This window comes from Kutzneria buriramensis (genome assembly GCF_003387475.1).
GTDB classification, from domain to species: domain Bacteria; phylum Actinomycetota; class Actinomycetes; order Mycobacteriales; family Pseudonocardiaceae; genus Kutzneria; species Kutzneria buriramensis.
This window is the reverse complement of the sequence record NZ_QUNO01000009.1, coordinates 227,158-249,394: the sequence shown is the minus strand read 5'-3', so window position 1 is coordinate 249,394 and position 22,237 is coordinate 227,158. Positions and strand designations below refer to the sequence as shown.

General features: G+C 69.9%; 22 protein-coding genes. 9 read left to right on the top strand and 13 right to left on the bottom strand.

Annotation, left to right across the window (positions count from 1 at the left end; all coding sequences use genetic code 11):
- Positions 1-9: 9 nt before the first annotated feature.
- From BCF44_RS26795 to BCF44_RS26780, 4 genes are all read right to left on the bottom strand, one after another.
- A complete protein-coding gene (locus tag BCF44_RS26795; protein ID WP_116177148.1) occupies positions 10-1,482 on the bottom strand; it encodes a carbohydrate binding domain-containing protein in 1,473 nt (490 codons plus the stop codon).
- A 182-nt stretch (positions 1,483-1,664) separates the two neighbouring features.
- Positions 1,665-3,095 carry a phosphatidylinositol-specific phospholipase C domain-containing protein gene (locus BCF44_RS26790; RefSeq protein ID WP_116177147.1) on the bottom strand — a complete coding sequence of 477 codons (1,431 nt, stop codon included), beginning with the start codon at positions 3,093-3,095 and terminating at the stop codon, positions 1,665-1,667.
- Between the two features lie 1,028 nt (positions 3,096-4,123).
- Positions 4,124-5,266, bottom strand: coding sequence for an HNH endonuclease signature motif containing protein (locus BCF44_RS26785; protein WP_116177146.1), 1,143 nt, complete (start codon positions 5,264-5,266; stop codon positions 4,124-4,126).
- A gap of 532 nt (positions 5,267-5,798) precedes the next feature.
- Entirely contained in the window at positions 5,799-7,037 is a 1,239-nt protein-coding gene (locus BCF44_RS26780) for a chymotrypsin family serine protease (protein ID WP_147328646.1), read from the bottom strand.
- Between the two features lie 184 nt (positions 7,038-7,221).
- On the opposite strand from BCF44_RS26780, the gene BCF44_RS26775 reads away from it, so the two are divergent.
- The 3 genes from BCF44_RS26775 (at position 7,222) to BCF44_RS26765 (ending at position 9,962) form a co-directional block, all read left to right on the top strand.
- The gene (locus BCF44_RS26775) at positions 7,222-8,367 is read left to right on the top strand and encodes a sensor histidine kinase (protein WP_116177144.1); all 1,146 of its coding nucleotides are present in this window, start codon (positions 7,222-7,224) and stop codon (positions 8,365-8,367) included.
- Positions 8,364-8,987 (top strand): response regulator transcription factor, encoded by a 624-nt coding sequence (locus BCF44_RS26770; RefSeq protein ID WP_116177323.1) that lies wholly within the window; start codon positions 8,364-8,366, stop codon positions 8,985-8,987. Before BCF44_RS26775 ends, BCF44_RS26770 begins: the two co-directional genes overlap by 4 nt.
- Positions 8,988-9,092: 105 nt before the next feature.
- Positions 9,093-9,962 carry a CHRD domain-containing protein gene (locus BCF44_RS26765; RefSeq protein ID WP_116177143.1) on the top strand — a complete coding sequence of 290 codons (870 nt, stop codon included), beginning with the start codon at positions 9,093-9,095 and terminating at the stop codon, positions 9,960-9,962.
- Here BCF44_RS26765 and BCF44_RS26760 read toward each other — a convergent pair.
- Positions 9,959-10,555: a TIGR03086 family metal-binding protein gene (locus BCF44_RS26760; RefSeq protein WP_116177142.1), complete on the bottom strand. Its 597-nt coding sequence runs from the start codon at positions 10,553-10,555 to the stop codon at positions 9,959-9,961. The genes BCF44_RS26765 and BCF44_RS26760 overlap by 4 nt on opposite strands.
- Before the next feature lie 123 nt (positions 10,556-10,678).
- Here BCF44_RS26760 and BCF44_RS26755 point away from each other — a divergent pair, with 123 nt between their 5' ends.
- From BCF44_RS26755 to BCF44_RS26730, 6 genes are read left to right on the top strand one after another with little or no spacing between them, the layout of a single operon-like run.
- Positions 10,679-11,104 carry an SRPBCC domain-containing protein gene (locus BCF44_RS26755; RefSeq protein ID WP_116177141.1) on the top strand — a complete coding sequence of 142 codons (426 nt, stop codon included), beginning with the start codon at positions 10,679-10,681 and terminating at the stop codon, positions 11,102-11,104.
- Positions 11,101-11,442, top strand: a complete 342-nt coding sequence (locus BCF44_RS26750) for an ArsR/SmtB family transcription factor (protein WP_116177140.1) — start codon at positions 11,101-11,103, stop codon at positions 11,440-11,442. The genes BCF44_RS26755 and BCF44_RS26750 overlap by 4 nt, the downstream gene beginning before the upstream one ends.
- Complete coding sequence (locus tag BCF44_RS26745; RefSeq protein WP_116177139.1) at positions 11,439-11,888, top strand: SRPBCC family protein; 450 nt, start codon at positions 11,439-11,441, stop codon at positions 11,886-11,888. Before BCF44_RS26750 ends, BCF44_RS26745 begins: the two co-directional genes overlap by 4 nt.
- Positions 11,827-12,639, top strand: a complete 813-nt coding sequence (locus BCF44_RS26740; protein WP_116177138.1) for a helix-turn-helix domain-containing protein — start codon at positions 11,827-11,829, stop codon at positions 12,637-12,639. Before BCF44_RS26745 ends, BCF44_RS26740 begins: the two co-directional genes overlap by 62 nt.
- Positions 12,640-12,673: 34 nt before the next feature.
- Positions 12,674-13,885 carry an MFS transporter gene (locus tag BCF44_RS26735; protein WP_170217765.1) on the top strand — a complete coding sequence of 404 codons (1,212 nt, stop codon included), beginning with the start codon at positions 12,674-12,676 and terminating at the stop codon, positions 13,883-13,885.
- 10 nt (positions 13,886-13,895) lie between these two features.
- Entirely contained in the window at positions 13,896-14,231 is a 336-nt protein-coding gene (locus BCF44_RS26730) for a hypothetical protein (RefSeq protein WP_116177136.1), read from the top strand.
- On the opposite strand, the gene BCF44_RS26725 is transcribed toward BCF44_RS26730, so the two are convergent.
- The 8 genes from BCF44_RS26725 to BCF44_RS26690 form a co-directional block, all read right to left on the bottom strand.
- A complete protein-coding gene (locus BCF44_RS26725; RefSeq protein WP_116177322.1) occupies positions 14,177-14,797 on the bottom strand; it encodes a TetR/AcrR family transcriptional regulator in 621 nt (206 codons plus the stop codon). The genes BCF44_RS26730 and BCF44_RS26725 overlap by 55 nt on opposite strands.
- 48 nt (positions 14,798-14,845) lie before the next feature.
- Entirely contained in the window at positions 14,846-16,003 is a 1,158-nt protein-coding gene (locus BCF44_RS26720) for an acyl-CoA dehydrogenase family protein (RefSeq protein WP_116177135.1), read from the bottom strand.
- Positions 16,000-17,991: an acetate--CoA ligase family protein gene (locus BCF44_RS26715; RefSeq protein WP_116177134.1), complete on the bottom strand. Its 1,992-nt coding sequence runs from the start codon at positions 17,989-17,991 to the stop codon at positions 16,000-16,002. The genes BCF44_RS26720 and BCF44_RS26715 overlap by 4 nt, the downstream gene beginning before the upstream one ends.
- Before the next feature lie 113 nt (positions 17,992-18,104).
- On the bottom strand, positions 18,105-18,683 hold the full coding sequence (locus tag BCF44_RS26710) for an MmyB family transcriptional regulator (protein WP_116177133.1): 579 nt from the start codon (positions 18,681-18,683) through the stop codon (positions 18,105-18,107).
- Positions 18,684-18,697: 14 nt separating this feature from the next.
- The gene (locus BCF44_RS26705) at positions 18,698-19,510 is read right to left on the bottom strand and encodes an SAM-dependent methyltransferase (RefSeq protein WP_246015576.1); all 813 of its coding nucleotides are present in this window, start codon (positions 19,508-19,510) and stop codon (positions 18,698-18,700) included.
- Positions 19,511-19,576: 66 nt separating this feature from the next.
- The gene (locus tag BCF44_RS26700) at positions 19,577-20,308 is read right to left on the bottom strand and encodes a class I SAM-dependent methyltransferase (RefSeq protein WP_116177131.1); all 732 of its coding nucleotides are present in this window, start codon (positions 20,306-20,308) and stop codon (positions 19,577-19,579) included.
- An 8-nt stretch (positions 20,309-20,316) separates the two neighbouring features.
- The gene (locus BCF44_RS26695) at positions 20,317-21,513 is read right to left on the bottom strand and encodes a cytochrome P450 (RefSeq protein WP_116177130.1); all 1,197 of its coding nucleotides are present in this window, start codon (positions 21,511-21,513) and stop codon (positions 20,317-20,319) included.
- Positions 21,467-22,174 (bottom strand): tRNA-dependent cyclodipeptide synthase, encoded by a 708-nt coding sequence (locus BCF44_RS26690; protein ID WP_147328645.1) that lies wholly within the window; start codon positions 22,172-22,174, stop codon positions 21,467-21,469. Before BCF44_RS26690 ends, BCF44_RS26695 begins: the two co-directional genes overlap by 47 nt.
- Positions 22,175-22,237 lie beyond the last annotated feature (63 nt).

Here is a 22,237-nt window from a genome sequence, read left to right as displayed (position 1 = left end):
GCAGGGGTGTCAGTACCGAACGATGATCTTGGTGAAGTCGTAGGCGGCCTGCGTGATGTTGCTGCAGGTGCCGGGCGCCCAGTTCTCGGGCACGCCCGCCGGGCACTGGAAGTCCCGGTTGACCGACCAGTAGGAGAACCAGGCGGGATGGTTCGCCTGCGCGAAGGACAGCAGCTGGGTGAAGGTGTCCTGGGTGAACAGCTCGCTGGGCTGGTCGCTGTGCCCGTTCATCAGCTGGAGGCCCAGGTGCGCCCACGCGGTGGCGGTGCTCCAGCCGTAGATGGAGGCCAGCTGCGAGGCCGCTGTGGTGGCGATGTTCTCGGTCTGCGCCACCTCGGTGCCGCTGGTGAGGCCGGTGTCGAAGTCCATGATGTTGACGATGTCCAGCCGCGCGCCGGCGGCGACCGCGGCGCGGATCTCGTCCGTGCCGCTGCCCGGGAAGCCGACGGTGGTCATCGGAATCGTCAGCGACACCACCAGGTTCGGATTGTTGCGCTCCAGGGTGGCGATGGCCCCGAAGCGGACGGCGGTGTTGGCGTCCAGAGCGCCGTTCTCGTAGTCGAAGTCGACGTGCTTGAGCTGGTACTTGGTGATCACTTGCTGGTAGGCGGCGGCCAGTGCGGCCGCGCTGCCGCAGGTGGTGCCGAGCTCGGTGCCGTTGTAGCCGCCGAAGGAGACGGCCGCGTCGCCGCCGGCCGCGCGAATGGCGTTGATCTGCCCGGCCACCGCGGTGTCGTTGCTGACGAGCTGGGTGCTGCTGCCGTCCCACGCCGGCGTGCAGCCGCCAGAGTCCAGCACGAAGGCGAGGTTGAACTCCTTCTCGCCCGAGCCGGCGACGATGGCGCTGATCGACGGCGGGTTGTTGTCCAGCGGCATCAGGTAGACCGGGTGGGTCCAGCCGGTGTTCGGCGGCGGCGTGACCGTGGTGGTCGTCGTGGTGGTGTCGGTGGTGCTCGTCGGCGGCGTGCCGGCCGGGCCGGTGAGGCTGACGTCGTCGGCGTAGTAGGCGGGTTGGCCGTACCAGCCGTGCACGAACACCGTGACGCTCGTGGTCGACGCGCCGGTGGTGAAGGTGGTGCTGAGTTGTTGGTACGACGGCGCGGACGCGGTCCAGGTGCTGGCGTTGACGCCGGTTCCGGTGGCGCCCAGGTAGACGTAGGAGCCCTGGACGAACGCGGTCAGGGTGTACGCGCTGTTCGGAGCGACGCTGATCGTCTGCGTGCACTGGGCGTCGGCGGCGCTGGACGGCGTGCCGGAGAGCGCCTTCGTGCCGGCGTGCACCGGCGAGGACACCACGGTCGCGGTGCCGGCGTCGCAGGTCCAGCCGGTGAGGCCGGATTCGAAGCCGGGATCGGCGACGAGGTTGGTGGCCGCGGTGGCATTCGGCGCGGCGGTGGTCAGCAGGGCGGCGGTGAGCAGGGCGGTCATCGCGGCCGCGAGGGCCGCCGCGATGCCGAGGCGGGTGCGTGACAGGGACGGCATGTGTTCCCTCCAACGGCGGCGGTGGAGTACCACCCCGAAAGTGGACTAGACCACCGACCGCCGTCAAGGGCTGTCAACTGTGAACGCCCTGCGCGGGCGGACCACCGGTCGCGGTGGTCCGCCCTGGTATTGCGTGGTAGCTCAGCGGATTGACCGAATCGTCACTATCCATAGTGGACTTTCTAGGGCAGGGTCCACCGCTGGTTGGCGCCGCCGTTGCAGTCCCAGATGATCAGCTGCGAGCCGTTGTCGGTGGAGGCGCCGGGGTCGTCGAGGCACTTGCCGGAGGCCACGCTCACCAGCGAGCCGTTCGCGCCGCCGGTCCACTTCTGGTTGGCGGCCCCGTTGCACGTCCAGAGTTCGACGTGCGTGCCGTTGGCGGTCGCGCCGCCGGTGACGTCCAGGCAGAGGCCGGCGGTGCGCAGCGTGCGGTCCGGCATCACGGTCCACTGCTGTGCGCCGGTTCCGTTGCAGTCCCACAGATCCACGGTCGCGCCGGGCGTGGTGGAGGAGTTGTAGTCGTCAAGGCACTTGCCCGCGAGCCCGGACGGCACCGCCACGACCTGCTGGTAGGACTGCTGGCGGATCAGGGCCGCGATCAGGGCGTGGCCGGGGAAGTCCGTCAGCACCACGCCGACGTGGTTCGTGGCACCACTGTTGAGGAAGTCGACGGCGCGCGGGTTCACCGCGCCGGCGACGTCGGCCGGGCCCGCCCCGAGCGGCGTGCAGTTCGCGGAGAGGTAGGTCGTGTACATCGCGTTCGAGGCGTTGGCCTTGACCATGTTGGCCTGCGCCTCGCCCCACTTGGAGTCGGTGTTGCACTGCGTCCAGTCGTTCTCGACGTACTGGTTGTAGTCCCCGGTCGTCAGCTGGGTCAGGCCGTAGCCGCCGTAGATTCCGCCGCGCGGGCCGGTGAACGTCGTCAGCACGATGTGCCCGCGGGCCTGGCCGAGGGTCGGCATGTCGGCGGTGCTGTTGCCGGTCACCGTGGGTGCGTAGAACAGGCCGGGGTAGCGGGAAACGTAGCCGTCGAAGATCCGGGTGCGGTCGGCCTGGGTGATGTTGGACGGGTCGTCGGCGCAGTGCCCGACCGAGCTGCTGCCACTGCCGCCCTCGGTGGAGTCGCCGTCGCATTCGCCGTGCAGGTCCATCAGCACGGTCTCGCCCGGGTGCGCGGACAGGAAGTTGCGGGCGTGCGTCAGGACGTCGTCGAAGTTGGCGTTCTGGTAGACGTCCGTGTGGTGGATGGCGAAGGCGGTGTCGTTGTTCACCACCCGCACCCGGATGTCGATCGCCCGCACGCCGGCGTTGAGCTGGGCGTCGAGCGTGGCGCCGCTGTCGCCGTGATCCTCCTGGGCCTCGTACGCCCACGGCGCCCAGCCGCCGTGGATGGCCATCGTGTCGTGCGTGCCGGGGATGGTGAGGGCGTTTATGCCGGTCTGGGCGGGCAGGCCGGCCATCCAGTCGGGGTGGCTCTCGACGGTGAGGCTGTTGAAGGCGTCCGACGAGGTGGTCGGCTGCGCGGAAGCGGTGCCGGCGGTGGTTGCCAGCGTCGTGAGCGTCGTCAGCAGGAGCAGGGACGTGGACAGCACGGCCACGGCGGTATGCCGCATGGTCTTCCTCCACGGGTTCGGTCCACAAACGACCCGAACCGTGGACTGGATCACCCGTGGTGTCAAGGAAAACGGCGCGAGTTGTCAGTTCTGGACATTCGGGCGTCCGCGGAGGCGGTCCAGCGGGTCGGCGATGTCCGTGACGGACGACGGGAGGGTGGTCGGGGAGCTCAGGCCCCAGCTCGGCTGCTGTCTTCGGTTCGAGCGAGGCCGGCGTGTGGTGGTGTGGGCGGCGGGTACGGGTCTTTGGGCCGGGGGCGCGTTGTTGGCGGTGTGGTTCGAGGGTTTGAGTGTGGTGGCGGCATTGGATTTGCGGTTTATTTGGGGGCGGCTGGGTGGTGTTTTTCTGGGCGTTTGTGGTGAGGGTGGCGGTGTTTTTGTGATGCTGGGGTTCTGGGTGGTTCTGGGGGAGGGTGTGGCCCTTTTTAGGGTGGCGTGGTTCGGGTCGATTTGGTGTGGAGCCTCTGGACGATGGCCTTCGAGGAGCCTTTCCGGGGCAGGCTACGCCTGCCCCTCGCGCGGAAAGCTTAGGCCATCGTCCACCTCCACACAAAATCGACCCGAGGCGGTAGTTTCCGGTGGTGTGCTGGCGAATTTTCGGTTCGCTGTGGAATTGTCAAGGAATGTGGGGGTGGTATTGGGGTGGTTGGGTGGTGGGAATGGGGTCGTGGGGGGTGGCCCGGTTTGGCGGTGGGGTGGCTGGCCGGTGGCTTGGCGGGGCGGTGGCGCGGTGGCGCGGTGGTCCGGCGGGGCGGTGGTGCGGTGGTCCGGCGGGCCGGGTCCGGCTGGGCGGAGGTTGGGTGGCGCGGAGATCCGGCGGGCTGGAGCCCGGCTGGGTGGGGTCCGGCTGGGCGGAGGTCGGGCGGGGTGGTGGCCCCCGGTGGGGCGATAGGGCTGGTCCGAGGGGGCGGCGGCCCCGATGGGGGTGGCTGGCCGGTGTGTGTGGGTCTGTGGCCCGGTGGGGCGGAGGTCTGGTGGGGCGATGGGGGCGGCTTGCTGGTGTGTGGGGCTTTGGGCCGCCGGGCCGGTCAGTAGTTGTGGGGTGTGGTGGTGTAGGTGCGGCCGTGTGGGGTGGTCCAGTGCAGGGTGCCGTCGTTGTCGACGGTGGCTTTGTGGGTGTCGTGTTTGAGGTGGTGGTGGCGGGTGCAGAGGCCTTTGAGGTTGGGGAGTGTGGTGTGGCCTTTTGGCCAGGGGGTGACGTGGTCGCCTTCTTGGATGGGTCGGGTGCAGCCCGGTGCGGAGCACACACTGCCGGCGCGGACGCCGACGAGTTCTTTGAGGCGGCGGCCGGGGCGGTAGGTGTGTTTGCCGATGGTGTCGGCGTGGTCGTGTTCGTCGAGCAGGATCGCCCGCCAGATGCCGTCCATGGCGAGTTCGCGAGCCGTGTCCGCTGAGATGGGGCCGTAGCCGTCGAGTAGGGCGGGGTCTTCGGTCAACCCCATCAGGGTCTCCATCGAGATGGTGACGTGGACCTGGACATCGCGCTTCCCAACGTTGCCCAGGAACCGGTCCAGGAAGGCATCGGCGCGTTTCTGGTCGGTGGTGCGATCGTCCTTCGGGAGGTCTTTGGCGTCGGCGCAGAGCAGGTCGTGGATCATGCGGGCGTCGACGGCGGGCAGCACGGCGGTGAGGTGGGCCATGCCGTCCGGGAGTGGCCGGATCTCCACGCGACGGTCGGACTTGGCTTTCTGGTGGCGTTGTTCGTAGCCGGTGGGGTCGGCTTGCGCGACCAGGGCGGTGGTCCGCCGGCTCAACTGGGAGTGGGTGAGTCCTGGGGCGATGTCGAGCAGGGTGTCTTCGACCTCGGCGATGAGTGCCACGGACGGCAGGTTGCGGACCCGATCGCGGACCGCTTCGAGCCGGCGCAGGTCCAGGCGCCCCTGCCGCAACTGGTTCATCAGGCGGGGCAGGGTCTGCAGGTCCTGGGTCAACTCCTTGCGGCGGGCCACGGTCTGCTCGGGTTCGGTGATGGCCATGGCCAGCTCGGCGGTGTCCTCGACACCCCGCAGAACAGTCAACTCCACGTAGTCGGCGAAGGCCTTGATCTTGCGGGCGAGAATGGTGACGGTGACCCGTTCGTCGGCGGAAAGGGCGTCCAGATCGAGCCCCGCGAGGAGATCGAGCATGGCCCCGCTGGGCTCCGCTCTCTCCAACTCTCGGGTGAGTTTCATACCTCTAAGAATACTCGCCTACAAGATCCAACTCGAATCACCAACGGGTGAATCGAGTTTCATGCATAATCGCCGGCGACCGCCGTGAACAACGCGACCGGCAACGAACGGCTTGAGTGGGGATTTTGTGTGGAGGGGGACGATGGCTTAAGCTTGTCGGCGTGAGGGGCAGGCGTAGCCTGCCCCGGAGATGCCCCTCAAAGCCGTCGTCCAGAGGCTCCACACAAAATCCCCGCGTAGGCAACGACGAGAATTCCGTCAAGGCGCCAAAGTGAAACCCGGAACATCTGGCCGCCAGTCGAGACAACGGGAAGACGCCCTCACGACGCCCCCGGACAACCTCCACGGAGGCACCGCCCCGAACCAGCACCCCAGGACCACCATAACCGGCGGGAGTGACCGGCTACGGCGGTCACCCGAAACTGGTCGGCAAAGGTGACCGGTGGGAGTGACTGGCTATGGCAGTCAACAGAAGCCTCCCACCAGCGCAAGGCCACCCCCACTCGGCCCCCAACCCCAGCCCCCAACCCCGCTACGACGTCGGCGCGATCACCACCGCCGTCCCCGTCGCCGGCTGAATGTCCGCGATGTCGTTGAAGAACATCTGGGTGCTGCACAGCCGCCCAGCAATCGGCACGCCCACGCACGCCACCCCGTGACTGAGGTCCTCCGCCGAATTGATCCCCAGCGCGATCACGAATCCGGGTGGTCCCAGCGTGATGACGGGACCGCCGCTGTCGCCCTGCCCGATACCCTCCGACCCGTCCCGCGTCCGGGCCTTGATCTCCTGGATGTTCACGCCGTTGATGTTGACGGTGGCATGGCTGAGGATCTGGATGTTGCACCGCGGCCCGGAGAACGCCCCGAGCTGGCAGATCATCTCCCCGGCCAGCGTCCGCCGGGCGCCGGAGATGCCCAGCAAAGACTCCCCGAGCCCCTGCCCGGACGGATCCGGCCCACCGTTGTAGATGTCCGGTTCGGCCGACGACGTCGACACCAGCTCCACGTCACGCTGCGGCACCGTCAACGGAGTGGTGCCGATCGCCTGACCACCGGCCGTCTGCCACTGGGCGCCGACCACGCCGCAGTGTCCGGCGGTCAGCAGAAACCGCTGCCCGAACGGGTTCGCCACCGTGAACCCGGACGAGCACTCCAACCCCTCGGACGCGTTGACGATCGCCGCCCCGCCGTTGTACGGGGCGGTGTCGTTGAACCGGCCGAAATCGGGCACCGGCGCGGAGCCCCAGACCACCGACGTGTCCACCGCGCTGACGACCGGCGAACTGGCGGTGCCCTCCCGCGTCACCGTCAGATCGAGGCCGCTGGCGTCCGGCCGCGCGGCCGCCACGACGACGGTGCCGCCGTCGACCCGCCCGCCGACAAGACGGTTCGCCTCGGCGTCGAGCTGTGCCTGCGAGTACCGGGCGGCGCGGACGACCAGCTCGCCGTCTCCGCCCAGCTCCCTCTTCGCCCGCTGCACAGCCGTCGTCATGGCCGGGGTCGCCGCCCCGTGCCAGTAGAGGACGACCTGCCGGTTCTCTGGCGAGATCGACACGCCGGCGTAATGCGCCCGATCCCCGCGCAGCGCGGAGTCGACGGCGGAGCCGGCGTCGGCGAGGGGAACCTGTTGTCGCATCAGCTGTTGATCGGACGGGCTCAGCCGGCTCAGCAGCGCCGAGTACGGCGTGCCGGCCGCGGCCGCCTGCACGGGAACGGCCACTGCCGCGGCGGCAACCGCCACGGCCGCGAGCCATCGAAGTCTTCGCTGCATGGACACCTCCGATGAGGAAAGGGCTTTCACCATCCGAATCCTCGCCGCGCCAACGGCAACGCCGGCACCATCGGCCGGACGGTCGCGGGTGCCGGCCGACTGGACGGTCGCACCCGGTCCGGTCGGACGATGTCGAGACCCATGAGCCGGTCGATACTGGGCATCGATCGCTTGGGGAGGTCGAGTGGCGGCCGGACGCGCCATGTGGGACCAGGTGCAGCACGCGCTCACCGTGCTGACGGGGACGGCCATGCTGATAGCGGCGCCGATCGACACGGCGGGGCCGTTCGCGTCGATCGCCGTGCTGGCGACCCTGCACTGGTGGTACCGGCGAACTGGCCGGGAAGCGTTGCGCACCAGGGAAACCGGCGCGGCGGTGCGCTACCTGGTCGGCGCCGTCCCGCTGACGGTGCTGATGTTCACCGCGTCCCCGCTGGGCGCCATCATGCTTCTCCTGCTGTACCCGCACGTCTGGACGCTGTTGCCGGCCCGTCAAGCCATGGCCGCGACCACCCTGACGATGACCATGGTGTCTCTGATCTTCGTCTGGCACCTCGGCCTGAACGAGAACTCGGTCGTCGCGTCGCTGGCGGCCGCCCTCGGTGGGATGATCCTCGCACTGGCCATCGCCACCTGGATACGCACGGTCCTGGACCGCAACCGCACCCAGGCCGCGACCGTCGCCGAGCTGCTCGCCACCCGCGCCGAACTGGCCGCGGCCAACCGCGAACGGGGTGCGCTGGTGGAACGGGAGCGGCTGGCCGGCGAGATCCACGACACCCTCGCCCAGGGGTTCACCAGCATCCTGCTGCTGCTCGACGCGGCCGACGTGGACCTCGACACCGACGCCCCACAGGCTCGGCTGCGACTGTCGCAGGCGCGTGTCACCGCTCGCCGGAACCTGGCCGAGGCGCGCTGCCTGGTGGCCACGATGACGCCGCCGGACCTGGCCGCCGCCTCGCTGGCCGATGCGCTACGCGAGGTGGTGACCCGATTCGGCCGGGAAGCCGCGGTGGCAACGGAATTCGAGGTCGCAGGAGATCCCCGTTCGCTGCCAACGGCGGCGCAGGTGGTGCTGCTGCGTGCGGTGCAGGAGTGCCTTGCCAACGTGCGCAAGCACGCCGAGGCGTCGAAGGTCCGGGTGTGCCTGCGGCTGGACGACGACCGGGTGGAGGTCTCCGTATGTGACGACGGTCGGGGATTCCGCAATGCCGAAGGAGGTTTCGGCCTCGACGGGATACGGCGGCGAGCCCGTGAGGCCGGCGGCCGCTGCACCGTCACCAGCGAACCGGGAGAGGGTACCGCCGTCGTGGTCGAGCTGCCGTGTTGATCACCGTGCTGATCGTCGACGACCATCCCGTTGTGCGGGAAGGGGTTCGCGCGCTGCTGGCCGCCGAGCCCGACCTGGAGGTGGTCGGCGACTGTGGCAGCGGCGCCGATGCCGTAGCGGTGGCCGGCGATCTCGCGCCGGATGTCGTGCTGATGGACGTGCGGATGCCCGACCTCGGCGGTGCGGAGGCGACGAAACGCATCGTCGCCACCACCGACGCCAAGGTTCTCATGCTCACCACCTACGACAACGACGCCGACGTCCTCGCCGCGGTGGCCGCCGGCGCGGTTGGCTACCTGCTCAAGGACAGCCCGCGCGACGTGCTCGTCGCCGGCGTCCGCGCTACGGCCCGCGGCGAAACCGTGCTGTCGCCGACCGTCGCGTCCCGGCTGGTCAACCGCATGCGACGACCCGAACCGGTTCCCCTGACCGCGCGCGAACTCGACGTCCTTCGCTGTGTAGCACGTGGACTGTCCAATCCGGACATCGGGCGGGCGCTGTTCATCAGCGAGACCACCGTGAAGAGCCACCTGGTCAGGATCTTCGACAAGCTTGAGGTGTCGGACCGCACCGCCGCGGTCACCGTCGCCATCGGCCGCGGACTGCTGCCTGTCACCTAGGTACTCGTCAATTGTCAACGAAGATCCTTGTGAACCAACGGTTCCCGGCATCCGTGGCGGTCCTGTCGGCGACATCCGGTCGCCGCGCATGGAGGACAAGGTCCCATGTTCAGACGTGCACTGCCGAGCATGCTGGCCCTGGCCGTCGGTATCACGCTCACCACCGGCGGAGTGGCCGCAGCGGAACAGTCCCAACCCCAGACCGTCTTCTACGCCGCCACGCTGGCCGGCGCCAACGAGGTCCCGGCCGCCGATCCGGCCGACCAGGCCTCGGCGATCGTCAGCGTCACCGGCACCACCGTGTGCTTCGCGGAGCGCTGGTCGCACCTGACCACGCCCACCGCGTCGCACATCCACGCCGGCGCCACGGGCGCCGCCGGGCCGGTGAAGATTCCCTTCTACGCCGGCATGGTGCCGGCGAGCATCTCCGCGCTGACCGGTTGCACCACGTCCGACGCCGCCACGCTGGACGCGATCGCCGCCAACCCGGCCGGCTTCTACGTCAACATCCACACCCCGTTGTTCCCGGCCGGCGCGGCGCGGGGTCAGCTGGCCAAGCTGCACCATTCCGTTGACATGCAACAGTTCATGGCCCACCCCAACCTCGCCGCCCTGGCCCGTGGTTCCAACGAGGTGCCGACGCCGGGCTCGCCGACCGGCGTGGCCATCGGCCTGTTCGACGTCGGCGCGAACACGGTCGGCTTCGCACTGCACTGGCAGGGCATCGCCTCGCCGTTCGCGGCGCACATCCACTCCGGGGTCGCCGGCGCCCCCGGCCCGGTCGTCGTGCCCTTCTTCGCCACGGCCACCCAGGCCGGGTTGCCCGCGACCCTCACCGGCGTCGCCGGCTCGGTAACCGCCGATCCCGCCCTGCTGACCCAGGTCCGGCAGAACCCGTCGGCGTACTACTTCAACATGCACACCGCCGCGTTCCCGGCCGGCGTCGCCCGAGGCCAGCTGGTGATCGTGATCTAGACGTGCAGGCCGTGTGTCGGGGACGCCGCCCCCGGCGCACGGTGCCAGTGCGGATCGCGGCCGGTCAGCGCCAGCACGCGGTGCAGCGCCGGGGCGTCGGCCGGCACGGCGACCTCCGGGCCGAACATGCCCATCTGCCGGCCCAGCTCCGCCGTCTTGGCCAGCTCGACCTCCACGTACTCCGCGACGTCGGTGTCCACGGTCAGGTCCCGGCCGGCCGCACGGGCGAGGTCCCAGCCGTGCACCACGAGTTCGCCGGCGATCATCCCCCCGACCAGGTCGGCCGGCATCTCCATCTCGCTCCCCATCCTGGTCGACCCCTCCCAGGCCGCCGGGTCGCCCCAGGCCTTCACGGTGGCGTTGACCGACTCGGCCAGCGCCGCGGCCCAGTCGCCGGCGGTGAGATCGGTGCCCTCCGCCGGCGGCCGCACGTCCTGCTTGCTCCCCGCGCCGGCCAGCGTCGGCCCCCAGATCAGCAGGTGGTTGACCAGTTGGCGGACGGTGTACTCGGTGCACGGCGTGGGGTCGTCCGGGTGCCCCGCGAGCGAGGGGATCAGGTCCAGCAGCGGTGCGGCAGCGCGTTCGATCAGCATGGACGTAGTCAACCGTCCGCCGGCTCGGCGGTATTGAACAAACGCGACACGCAACCGATGGTTGCGCATTCGACCCCTGTGAGCCTAAAGTGCAACCATCGGTTGCGGATGCGAGGAGCGGGCATGGAACGCGGGACCGTCGAGCGGGAGATCCACATCGAGGCCACGCCGGAGGTGGTCTTCGAGGTCATCACGCAGCCGGAGCACCTGGCCGTCTGGTGGGGCGTGGACGCGCGGTTCGACGACGGCACGATGTCCTGGCGCGGCTCGGGGACGGTCGTGCGGGTCCAGGTCGTGGAGGCCGTCGCCCCCAAACGGTTCGTGTTCCGCTGGTGCCAGCCCGAGGGCGAGGCGCCGACCCCGGCGAACTCGTTCCTGGTGACGTTCGAACTGTCGCCGGCCGCCGGCGGCACCACGCTGCGGCTGACCGAGGAGGGCTTCCGCGAGGTCGGCTGGGAGGCGGCGGTGCTGGAGGAGAACTACCGCTCGCACAGCATCGGCTGGGACAAGCACCTCGCCGAGCTGCGGACGTACGCGGCGCGGTCATGACCGTCGACGACGAGCTGTGGGCGGCCCTCGGCGACCCGACCCGCCGCCACCTGATGGACCACCTGCTGGCCGCCGGCACTGGCACCGCGACCAGCCTGAGCGACCGGCTGCCGGTCACGCGGCAGGCCGTGGCCAAGCACCTCGGCGTGCTGGAGCGTGCCGAGCTGGTGGTGTCGCACAAGGACGGCCGCGAGGTGCGCTACGTCGTCAACGAGGCGCAGTTCGCCCGGGCCGTGGAGCAGTTGGCGATGGTCGGCGCGGCCTGGGACGCCCGGCTGCGGCGCATCAAGACGATCGCGGAGACGATCCAACAGCAGCGAAAGGAATCGGGACGATGACCGACTACCAGAAGACGATCACGGTCCAGGCCGGGCCGGACGTGGTGTTCGACGCCCTCACCACCACCGACGGCCTGACGGCGTGGTGGACCACGGCGACCGGATCCGGCGAGGCCGGCGGCGAGCTGGCGTTCAGCTTCAACCAGCCGCAGCCGTGCGTGATGCGGGTCGACCGGGCCGACCGCCCGACCTCGGTGCGGTGGACCGTGACCGACTGCCCGTTCCTCACCGACTGGGTCGGCACGCGGCCGACGTTCGACATCGTCCCGCTCGACGGCGGCGCGTCGGAGCTGCGGTTCCGTCATCATGGTCTGACGGAGGAGCTGGACTGCATCACCGACTGCACCAGCGGTTGGAACCACTTCATGGAGAGCCTGCGCCGGTATGTCGAAGTCGGACGGGGAATGCCCAACGGCAGCAAGGAAGACCTCGCCCGCCGCGGCTGAGCGGGACGAGCGGGAGCTGCGCGGCGCGTGGCGGCGGTTCCAGACCCACGACTTCCCGCAGCCGTCCCCGGACCTCGCCGCCTACGTCGACCACTACTGGGTGGTCAGCTGGTCCTACGCGGAGCCGTACCGGCAGAAGATCGTGCCGTACCCGCGGGTGAACCTGACCGTCGCCGACGACGGAACGGCCGTCGTCACTGGCGTGGCCAGCTCGTACGGGATCCGCGTGCTGGAGGGTGACCGGAAGGTGTTGGGCGTGGCGTTCCGCCCCGGCGGCTTCCGTCCGTTCCTGAAAGGCTCGGTCGCCACGATCACCGATCGCGTCGTCCCTGCGGCCGACATCTTCGGCGCGGACGTCTTCGCCCCGGATGTTCTCAGCGTGGACACCGTCGAGGACGTGCTCAGACGCCACCTGCCCGCCGAGCCCGATCCCCGGGCCGAGGAGGCCGCCGACATCGTGGCTCTGATCGCCGCCAAGCCGGAGATCACCCGGGTGGACGAGTTGGTGACGATGCGGTCCACGACCATCCGTCAATTGCAGCGGCTGTTCGCCGAATACGTGGGCATCAATCCGAAATGGGTGATCCGGCGCTACCGGTTGCACGAGGTCACCGAGCGGTTGGCCAAGGGCGCGGTGATCGACTGGGCGGGCCTGGCCGCCGAGCTGGGGTACGCCGATCAGGCGCATTTCGTGCGGGATTTCACCAAGATGTTCGGTGAATCGCCCACGCAATATGCCTTGCGGTACTGAGATAGCGTGCTGGGGACACCACAAGGGGGGATGCATGGGCGGCCGCTTCCAGTCGTTGCGGGAACCGGTTTTCCGGCAGTGGTTCTTCAGCTCGGTGCTGTCCGCCTCGGGCACCATGACGCAGGGCGTCGCGGTGTCGGTGCTGGTGTACCGGCTCACCGACAGCGGCATCGCCGTCGGCTGGATGACGACCTGCACCTTCGTGCCGCTGTTCCTGTTCGGCTCCTACGCCGGCGCGCTGGTGGACCGGATCGGGCCGCGGCGGGTCCTGCTCGTCACGCAGACCCTCCTGGCGACGCTGTCCGGGCTGCTCGCCGTACTCACCGCCACCGGCGCCGAGCAGATGTGGATGCTGTACGCGATCGCGGCGATTTCGGGCACGGTGAGCGCGGCCGACGCGTCGGCGCGGCAGGTGTACGTGATCGACCTGGTCGGAGCCGACCGGGTGAGCAACGCGGTGGCGTTGAACGAGATCGTGGTGAACGGCTCGCGGATCCTCGGCCCGGCGATCGGCGGCGCGGCGCTCGGGCTGTGGGGCGTCTGGGCGTGTTGCGCGCTGAACGCGGCGTCGTTCCTGCCGCCGCTGATCGTGGTGCTGCGGCACAAGACGAAGACCGTCACCCATCCGCACACCCAGAAGATCGGCGGACTCCGTTACGTCTGGCGGAATCCGACGATCCGGGTCTGCGTGCTGCTGGCGGCGGCCTCGGGCATGCTTTTCTCCCTCAACGTGCCGCTGACGCCCTTCACCACGGCCATCTTCCACCTCGACGGCACGGGTTTCGGCCTGATGATGGCAACTTTCGGCATCGGCTCGCTTCCCGGCGTGCTGTTGGCGGCGGCCGGTCCGAGCCGGCCGAGCGGCCTCCGCGTGGCGGTGCTGGCCGTCGCGACGGGCGTGGCGATCCTGGCAACCGCTTACGCCCCAACGGTGACGCTGGCGTTCGTGGGTGTCGCGGTGACGGGGTGCGCCTCGATCTGGTTCATTTCGCTGGCGAACACGCTGGTGCAGCTGGAATCCGACCCGGGCATGCGGGGCAGGGTGATGGCCGTGTGGGGCATGGCGCTGCCGGGATTCTCGGTGGTCACGGGCCCGTTCATCGGGTGGGTCGGCGGTGTGACCGACGCGCGGCTCGGGTTCGGGGTCGCCGGCATCGCGATGATCCTCGCGGCCGCGACGGGGTGGCGCGGACTCGCCCGGCCCACTGCGCGGACACCGGTCACCAGCGGCGCATCGCGTGCCTGATCAGGGTGTAGTGAGCAACGGACAGGTGATCGGCGACGCCGTCTCCTCGTGCGGACTGATGATCGCCCTCTACTACGGACTGACCGGCATCACGGCGGCCCGAGTGCACCGGCGGTCGTGGCGGGCGGTGCTGCCGGCGATCGGCGGGCTGGTGCTGTTCGGGGCCGGCATGTGGAGCCTGCGCAACGACTGGGATCCGGCCAACAGCGCCACCTCGTGGACGCTGCCGTTCCCGCCGCACCGGCAGATCGGCGGCATCTTCGTCATCGGCGTCGGCGCGCTGCTGGTCGGTCAGGCCGTGACGCCGGCGTTCTTCCGCCGGTCCGGAGCCAGCCCGGCGAGGTAGGCCCGGCAGGTGGCGCGCATCCGCTCCACCGTCATGTTCCGCGACCCGAGCAGCACCTGGATGGCCAACCCGTCGATCATCGCGACGACGGTGTTGGCCACCAGCACGGGATCCCCGTCCTCGATCAGCCCCTGGTCCTGCGCGTCCCGGACCAGGGCGACGACGGTGTGCCGCCAGTCGCCGTAGATGCTCTCGTTGAGCTCCTGGAGCTCCGGCTCACGCAGGCCGTGCACCCACAGTTCCGCCCACACGCGCCACGCCGCGACGCTCTCGGGGTCCAACGGCGCGTACGACTCCACCAGCTGCACCAGCAGCTCCAGCGGGTCGCCGCCGCTGGCGAGCACGGCGGCGCGGCGCTCGAGCGAGTGTCGGAAGTTGTGCTCGAACGCCGCGTGCAGCAGCGCCTGCTTGCTGGCGAAGTAGTAGTGGATGATCCCGGAGCTGACGCCCGCTCGCTTCGCGACGTCGGTCAGCCGCAGGTCGTGGATGCCGGACTCGGCGATCACCGCGCAGGTCGCGCTCAGGATCTGCGCCTTGCGTTCGGCCTCGACGCTGGGACGCGGCACGGTCACTCCTCCCCGCGGGTGTGACCCTGAGTATAGATAACTGGCCCGTCAGCCGAGGTTGCGGGAGATCACCAGACGCATGATGTCGGACGTGCCCTCCTCGATCTCCTCCAGCTTCACGTCCCGCATCCACTGCTCCACCGGGTACTCCCGCGAGTAGCCCCAGCCGCCTAGCGTCTGCACGGCCGCCCAGGTGACGAACATGGCCGTCTCGGAGGCGGTCAGCTTGGCCATCGCGGCCAGGCCGGTGACCCGGTGGCCGGCGTCGATCCGGCGGGCCGCGTGGTGCACCAGCAATCGTGCGGACTCGATGCGGGTGGCCATGTCGGCCAGCCGGAACGCGACCGCCTGGTGCTCGATGATCGGCTTGCCGAACTGCCGACGGGTCTTGGCGTAGTCGTGCGCGAACTCGTACGCGGCGCGCGCCGCGCCGACCGCCGCCGCGCCGAGCACCACCCGTGAGATGTCGAAGGTGCCCATCAGGCCGTGGAAGCCGCGGCCCTCCTCGCCGAGCCGGTCGTGCTCCGGCACGAACACGTCGTCGAAGAAGATCTCGCGGCAGACGATGGCCCGTTGCCCCATCTTGCGCATCGGCTCGCCGAACCGCAGGCCCGGCGTTTCCTTTTGCAGCAGGAACGCCGACACCCCGGCACTACGCAGGCTCGTGTCGGTCTTCGCGAACACCACGTAGTACTGCGCCGTGCCGGCGTTGGAGATCCACGCCTTCTGGCCGCTGAGCACGTAGCCGCCCTCGACCCGGCGGGCGCTGGTGATCATGGACGCGGCGTCCGAGCCGGCGTCCGGCTCGGTGGTGGCCAGCGCCGTCATCGGGGCATTCGGGCCGGCCAGTGGCGTGAGCCAGCGGCGCTTCTGCTCCTCGGTGCCCAGCACCAGGATCGGGTCGGCGAAGAACCCGTTGGAGCACACCAGGTTGCCGATGCCCGGGTCGCCCCAGCACAGCTCCTCCTGCACCAGGCACTGCGTGAAGACGTCGGTGAAGCCGCCTCCGCCGTACTCCTCGGGCAGCATGAAGTCCGTGATGCCGACCTCGGCCGCCTTGGCGAACAGGTCCACCGGCGTCACCACGTCCGCCTCGTCGACCTCGCGCGCCCGCGGGCGGATCTCCCGCGCGGCGAAGTCCCGGCACAGCTTGATGATCTGCTGCTGCTCGTCGGTCAGGGGCCAGGCCGGGAAATGGATGGTCATGCGCGCTCCTGACGTGCGGTGGGGATGATGAGGGCGTCGACGGCGATGGGGCCGTCGGGACCGACCCGGACGGGGTTCAGCTCCAGCTCGCCGACCAGCGGCGAGGCGGCGACCAGCACCGACACGCGGTGCACCAGCTCGGCCAGGCCGTCGATGTCCACGGGCGGGCGGCCGCGCCAGCCGTGCAGCAACTTCGCGCAGCGCAGGCGTTCGAGCATGTTCCTCGCCGTGGCGGGGGAGACCGGTGCCAGTTCGGTGGCGATGTCCTGGTGCAGCTCGGTTTCGGTGCCGCCGGCGCCGACCACGACCAGCGGGCCGAAGTCCGGGTCGCGGCGGATGCCGATGAGGATCTCGACGGTGTCCGGGCGCGTGTCCTGCTCCTCGACGACGTACTCGCCGGGGCCGAGCCTGGCGACCATCTCGTCGTAGGCATCGGCCAATGTGGACAGTCCCATTCGGACGCCGCCGGCGTCGCTCTTGTGCTCCAGCCAGTTGGCCTTGAGGACGTAGGGAGGGGTGAGGTCTGTGGTGAGGTCCTCGCGGCTGCGGACGAGGAATCCCTTGGGGAAGGGGACTTCTGTCAGCAGCTGGCGGGTGGCCCAGTAGCCGTCGGAAAGGGTGCCGATAGGGTGTGCCTGGTAGGGGAGTGGTGGTTCGGTGGACCTTGTGAACGTGGCGAGGCCCTTCAGTGCGGAGAGGGCTGCCTCGATGCGGTCGTAGGTCGGCACGCCGGCGGCCCACAGCGCGTGGGCGGTGGCGCTGTCCGGGCCCATCGAGTGCACGATCACCGGTTTGGACCGGGCGGCGTCGCCGATTCGTTGCGCGGTGGCGACTTCGAGGTCACCGAGGGTCGGGATGTCCATGCCGTAGCGGCCGAAGTAGCCGGTGAGCACGGCCGCGTCGATGTCGTCGGAACGCAGTGTTGCCTCGACGATCCGGGCGTAGTTGGCGATGTCCTGCTCGCCGGCGCCGGCGAGGTCGATGGGGTTGTCGATCGCCGCGCCGGCCGGCAGGGTAACGCCGATGTCGTGGGAGAAGTGTGGCACCGCAAGGGTGTTGGCGTGCGCCACGTCCGCCGCGATGCCGCATTGGCCGCCGCTGTCGCCGATGATCGCCACCCGATTGCCGCGTGGGGGCTTGGTGGTCAGGACCGCCCGCGCGACGTCGATCAGCTCGGCCGGGGTGCTGACGCGGGCGACACCGGCGGCGCGGCAGGCGGCGTCGACGACGTCCAGGTTCGACGTGAGGGATCCGGTGTGCGATCGGGCGAGGCGGCTGCTCGCGGCGCTGCCGCCGACGGTGAGCAGGAGGGTCGGCTTGCCGGCCTCGCGCAGCGCCCGCAACGTGTCCAGCAGCGCCGGGCCGTCGGTGAAGTTCTCCAGGTACAGCGCGACGACGCCAACGGACGCATGATCTTTCAGGTCATCGGCCAGTTCGTTGGCCGTCACGTCGCTGGCGTTGCCGAGGGAGATGAACCGGGAGATGCCCAGGCCGTGGCGCGCGCCGAGCAGCGCCAGCTCGGAGCCGACCTGGCCGCTCTGGGAGAGGATCGCCAGTGGGCCTGGGGTGAAGGTGCCCCAGGCGAGGCGGAGGTCGGTCGCCGTGTCGACGAGGCCGAGGCTGTTCGTGCCGATGAGGCGTGCGCCGGCTTCTCTGATCCGCCGGGCGAGCTCTGGCTCGTTCGCGACGCCGGCCGTGATGCCCAGGAATCCCTTGACGCCGAGTTCGAGGCCTTCGTCGACGACTCGTGGCACGTGTTCGGCCGGCACGCACAGCGCGACCAGCTCGGGAGGTGTTTCGAGGGCTCGCAGGCTGGTGGCGCAGGGCTGGCCGCAGACCGTGCCGCCGTTGCGGTTGACCAGGTCGACGCGGCGGCGATGCGCCCCCGTCAGGGCGCCCGCGGCCAGCCAGTAGCCCCACTTGGACCGGTTGTCCGACGCGCCGACCACCGCCACCGAGGCGGGGTCCCGGAAGGGGGTGAGGTCCATGCCGCGGCGCTCCGCTCCGATAGATAACTGGCTGACCAATCAGTTATCCTGGGCGGGGTCGGGCGGGTTGTCAACGGGGGTCCTCCCGACGGGTTCCGTCCCGGACGACGGAGCTAGGCGCGGGCCAGGGCGGCCAGCTGGTCGATGGCGTCCTGGCTGGCGAGGCTCTCGGCGGTGCCCACCAGCAGCTGCTGGCCGGGAGCGTCCTCCACGCCGAAGGTCTGGTACGTGAGCTCCACTCGCCCCACCCGCGGGTGCGCGAAAACCTTGTACGGGCGGCCAAGACCGGAAGCCGGTGCATCCGCCCACAGCGAGCGGAACTCGGCGGAGCCGGCGGAAAGCTCGGCCACGACGGCGGCGATGGTCGGCTCGGACGGGAAGCGGTCGGCGTTGAGGCGGAGGGCGTGCACGGTGGCGCTGACGACGAAGGGCCACTCGACGAACACGGCCCGCGCCGCCGGGTGGGTGAACAGGATCCGCGGCAGGCTCCGCTCGTCGCCGAAGGGGGCCAGCAGGGCGTCGGCGATACGGTTGGCGGCCAGGACGTCGAGCGCGGGACCCAGCACGAACGCGGCCGCACGGGGGAAGGCGTCGAGGAGCTGCCGCAGCGCGGGATGCACGGACAGGCCGGCGCTGGACGGCTCGAGACCGGCGCGGTCCGACCGCAGGAACTCGTTGTCCGGGGACGTCATCCCGGCGATGGTACTCAGAACATCGGCTTGCGGCCGATCGCCCCGAACGCGCAGCTGCGCTCGGGATGGTCGTCGACGTCCTCGGGCGTCTCGGGCCGCCACTGGGGCACGTACACGACGCCGGGCTCGACCAGTTCCAGGCCCTTGAACAGCGCGGTGAACTGCGCCCGGTCGCGCGCGGTGAAAGGACTGTCGGTCTCCTCGTACAGGCGGATCACGTCGTCGCCACGCCGCCCGGCGGGTTCCTTGGTGCCCTGGGAGATCACGATGTAGCTGCCGGGGGCGAGGGCGCCGCGGTAACCGGCCACGATGGACTGGGCCTCGGCGTCGTCGGGCACGAAGTGCAGCACGGCCGACAGCAGCACAGCCACCGGCTGGGACAGGTCCAGCATCTTGGTGACGGCGTCGCTGTGCAGCACGTCCCACGGTCGCCGCATGTCGGCCCGCAGGGCGACGGCGTGATCGTCGCCCTCCAGCATCAGGCCGGCGTGCGCGATGGCGACGGCATCCCGGTCCACGTAGACGACCCGCGAGTCGCCGGTCACCGACTGGGCGATCTCGTGCACGTTGCCGGCGCTGGGAATGCCGGAACCCAGGTCGAGGAACTGCGTGACGCCGACGTCCAGCAGGAAGTGCACGGCCCGCCGCAGGAAGTGCCGCGACGTGCGCAGGATCAGCGGCAGGTCGGGCAGCGCCTGCGCGGCCCGGTGCGCGAACGCCCGGTCGACGGCGAGGTTGTGATGGCCGCCGAGGAAGTAGTCGTAGACACGGGCCGCACTGGGCACGTCCGGATCGAGCCCGGTCGGCATCCACGCTGAATCGTGCACGAATGACCTCCCGTAGCCCACAGTTTGTGCGGACGCCCGAATCGCCGCGGGAATACTAGTACAGCCTCACGCGGTCGCGGTGACAACGAGGGTCGGCGGTTTGCGGAGATAATCGCCGAAGTGGCCCACATCGGCGGTCGGCGAGCACACGGGATCCCACCACTCGACCCGTCGGAAGCCGGCCGCGCGCAAGGCCAGCTCCTGCGTGGAGCGCGTCCAGAAGCGCGGCGTGACGTCGATGCGGCCGCCCAGGAACTCGGAGCGCAGTCGGACCGGATCTCCGTCACGAAGTTCATCCGAAGGGGCTATCAAGTCGAATCCGTAACGCCGGTAGTAGCCCGGTTCGGTGGCGAAATCGGGATTGATGGTCACGGTGACGAACCTCTTTCCCGTTCCCGCCAGGGCCGACCGGGCGGTGGCGCACATGGCGGTGAGCGCGGCGACGGTTTCGGCGTACGGCAGCAGGTGCACGGCGAGCACGACATCGAAGTCACCGGAAACCGGCCGCCCCGCGTCCTGGCGGACGAAGGTCGCGCCGGAGGGGTCCGCGGCCTCGCGCCGGCGGGCGTGCTCGATCATGCCGGCGGCGGCGTCCACCCCGACCACCGGCCGCGCGCCGAGGCCGGCGAGCCACCGGGTGTAGGAGCCGGCGCCGCAGCCGAGATCCAGCGCCGCCGACCCGGTCACGTCGCCGAGCGCCACCCGCACCGAGTGCTGTTCCACGTCCCGCCGGTACGGCCACACGTCGAAGCTGCGCTCGTACAGGTATGCCAAGTGATCGAACTCGCTCGTCGTCATGGCCGTCCTCACCACGTGACCGGCAGCTGGATCGGGCGGGTGAACATCCGGTTCGGGTCCCACGGCAGCTCCCGCTCGCTGACGGCCAGGTCCAGCGTCGGGAAGCGGTGGAACAGCGCGGAGATCGCCTCCTGCAACACCACCCGCGCCAGCTGCGAGCCGAGGCAGTAGTGCGGGCCCGCGCCGAACGTGGCCGAGCCGTCGGTGGCGCGGTGGATGTTGAACCGCTCGGGATTGCGGTAGTGCCGGGGATCCCAGGTGACGGCCTGCATCGGCACCACGACGGCGTCGCCGCGGCGGATCATCGTGCCGTGCACCTCGACGTCCTCGCGGGCGATGCGCGGGAAACCCAGGCCGCCGTTGTGGAAGTAGCGCAGGATCTCCTCGACGGCCTTGGGCCACAACTGCGGATCGGCCAGGCATTCGGCGAGTTGCTTGCGGTGCAACATGAGGATCATCGGACCGGTGGTCAGCGGCGCGACCAGCGGGTCGAACGACGTGACGAAGACCAGGAACACCGTGCCGAACATCTCCGACTCGGTGATCACGCCGGCCGAGGCCGCCGCGAGGAGCTCATGCACGGGGGAGTCCGGCGCCGGATCGGCGCGGTGCGCGGCGATCAGCTTGGCGATGAACCGCTTGGCGGCGTCGGTCTCCTTCTGCACGGCGTCCGGCGTCGACGACAGGTCCAGGCTCATCGGGTACGTCTGGCGGCACTCCCGCGCCAGCTCCGCCGGCACGCCCATCAGTTCGCCCATGGCGTCCAGCGGCAGCGTCGCGGAGTACGACTCGACCAGGTCGGTGGGATTGGGACCGTCGGCCATCACGTCCAGCAGCCGGTCGGCGTGCCGGGCGATCAGCGGCCGGTGCCGCTGCACGGCGCGGCGCGTGAACCAACCGCTGAGCACCTGCCGCACGCGCCCGTGCTGCGGCGGGTCCAGGTTGAAGATCGCGTCGTCGACGGAGGTGAGGTCCTCGCCGACCATGCGGGGCGAGCCGCGCTCGGCGAGGTCGCGGCTGAACCGGTTGTCCGCCAACACCTGCGCGACATCGTCCTTGCGGGTCAGCATCCAGGCGGTGATCCCGCTGGGCAGCCGCACCGGGCACACCGGCTTGTTCCGCTGAGCCCATCGGGTGAGCGGCGGCAGCGCGCCGGTGTCACCGAGAGGGAACGGGTAGCGCAGCGGAAGTTCCGGTTCGCCCATGATTGTTCTCCTCCTCGGTGACAACTGCCCAGGACTGTCCGGGTTCCGCGGTGAGAATGCAGTCACCGCTCGCGATCGCGGTGACGAGTGGAGTGGGACGGTGGTACACGAATACGCTCTCGGTCGCGCCGAACAGGCTCGGACCGTGGATGAACAGCGGAATTTCGGCAATCACGTAGCGTACCGCGATGTCGATATCTGCGGCGTCGATCTCGCGGCCGCCGGCGGCGGCGTTGCGCACGACTTCGCCGGTCATGTCCCGGCAGGCGCGGCGAATGCGTGAATCGGTGAGATAGGCCCGGCGCGAATGGATCAGCGCGGCCCGATAGGTGGCGTTCGCGTGCAGTCTAGTCCAGCTCGTCACATGCCGCGCGGCGTCGGGAACGCCCAGGTCGGCCAGGGCTTGGACGGCTGGATTGCGCACCTGGCGGCAGGCCCGGCGGGCGCGCCGCACGGCCTGCGTCGGCGGTTGCCCGGCGGCCACGAGTGTGTACGCGGCCTCGAATCCGGGGAGGATCACGTCGATGGATCTGAAACGCGGTTGCAGCCAGTAAATCAGCTTCCGGATGTATTCCGGCGTGTACCGGCCGTTCATCGGACTCAGGCCGACGAGAACATGGTCCCGGCTCGTGGCGGGCGATAACCGCGTGAACGTGAACACGATGAAGCCCCTCCCTCACACCCGTGCGGCAAGTTGCCGACGGACTCGACGAGACGGACAAGC

Coding starts and splice junctions, on each gene's coding strand:
- BCF44_RS26710 (WP_116177133.1), bottom strand. CDS start 18,683: ATGACGTCCCCGGACAACGAGTTCCTGCGGTCGGACCGCGCCGGTCTC.
- BCF44_RS26700 (WP_116177131.1), bottom strand. CDS start 20,308: ATGACGACGAGCGAGTTCGATCACTTGGCATACCTGTACGAGCGCAGC.
- BCF44_RS26720 (WP_116177135.1), bottom strand. CDS start 16,003: ATGACCATCCATTTCCCGGCCTGGCCCCTGACCGACGAGCAGCAGCAG.
- BCF44_RS26790 (WP_116177147.1), bottom strand. CDS start 3,095: ATGCGGCATACCGCCGTGGCCGTGCTGTCCACGTCCCTGCTCCTGCTG.
- BCF44_RS26795 (WP_116177148.1), bottom strand. CDS start 1,482: ATGCCGTCCCTGTCACGCACCCGCCTCGGCATCGCGGCGGCCCTCGCG.
- BCF44_RS26755 (WP_116177141.1), top strand. CDS start 10,679: ATGGAACGCGGGACCGTCGAGCGGGAGATCCACATCGAGGCCACGCCG.
- BCF44_RS26785 (WP_116177146.1), bottom strand. CDS start 5,266: ATGAAACTCACCCGAGAGTTGGAGAGAGCGGAGCCCAGCGGGGCCATG.
- BCF44_RS26735 (WP_170217765.1), top strand. CDS start 12,674: ATGGGCGGCCGCTTCCAGTCGTTGCGGGAACCGGTTTTCCGGCAGTGG.
- BCF44_RS26740 (WP_116177138.1), top strand. CDS start 11,827: ATGTCGAAGTCGGACGGGGAATGCCCAACGGCAGCAAGGAAGACCTCG.
- BCF44_RS26745 (WP_116177139.1), top strand. CDS start 11,439: ATGACCGACTACCAGAAGACGATCACGGTCCAGGCCGGGCCGGACGTG.
- BCF44_RS26695 (WP_116177130.1), bottom strand. CDS start 21,513: ATGGGCGAACCGGAACTTCCGCTGCGCTACCCGTTCCCTCTCGGTGAC.
- BCF44_RS26760 (WP_116177142.1), bottom strand. CDS start 10,555: ATGCTGATCGAACGCGCTGCCGCACCGCTGCTGGACCTGATCCCCTCG.
- BCF44_RS26765 (WP_116177143.1), top strand. CDS start 9,093: ATGTTCAGACGTGCACTGCCGAGCATGCTGGCCCTGGCCGTCGGTATC.
- BCF44_RS26715 (WP_116177134.1), bottom strand. CDS start 17,991: ATGGACCTCACCCCCTTCCGGGACCCCGCCTCGGTGGCGGTGGTCGGC.
- BCF44_RS26750 (WP_116177140.1), top strand. CDS start 11,101: ATGACCGTCGACGACGAGCTGTGGGCGGCCCTCGGCGACCCGACCCGC.
- BCF44_RS26780 (WP_147328646.1), bottom strand. CDS start 7,037: ATGCAGCGAAGACTTCGATGGCTCGCGGCCGTGGCGGTTGCCGCCGCG.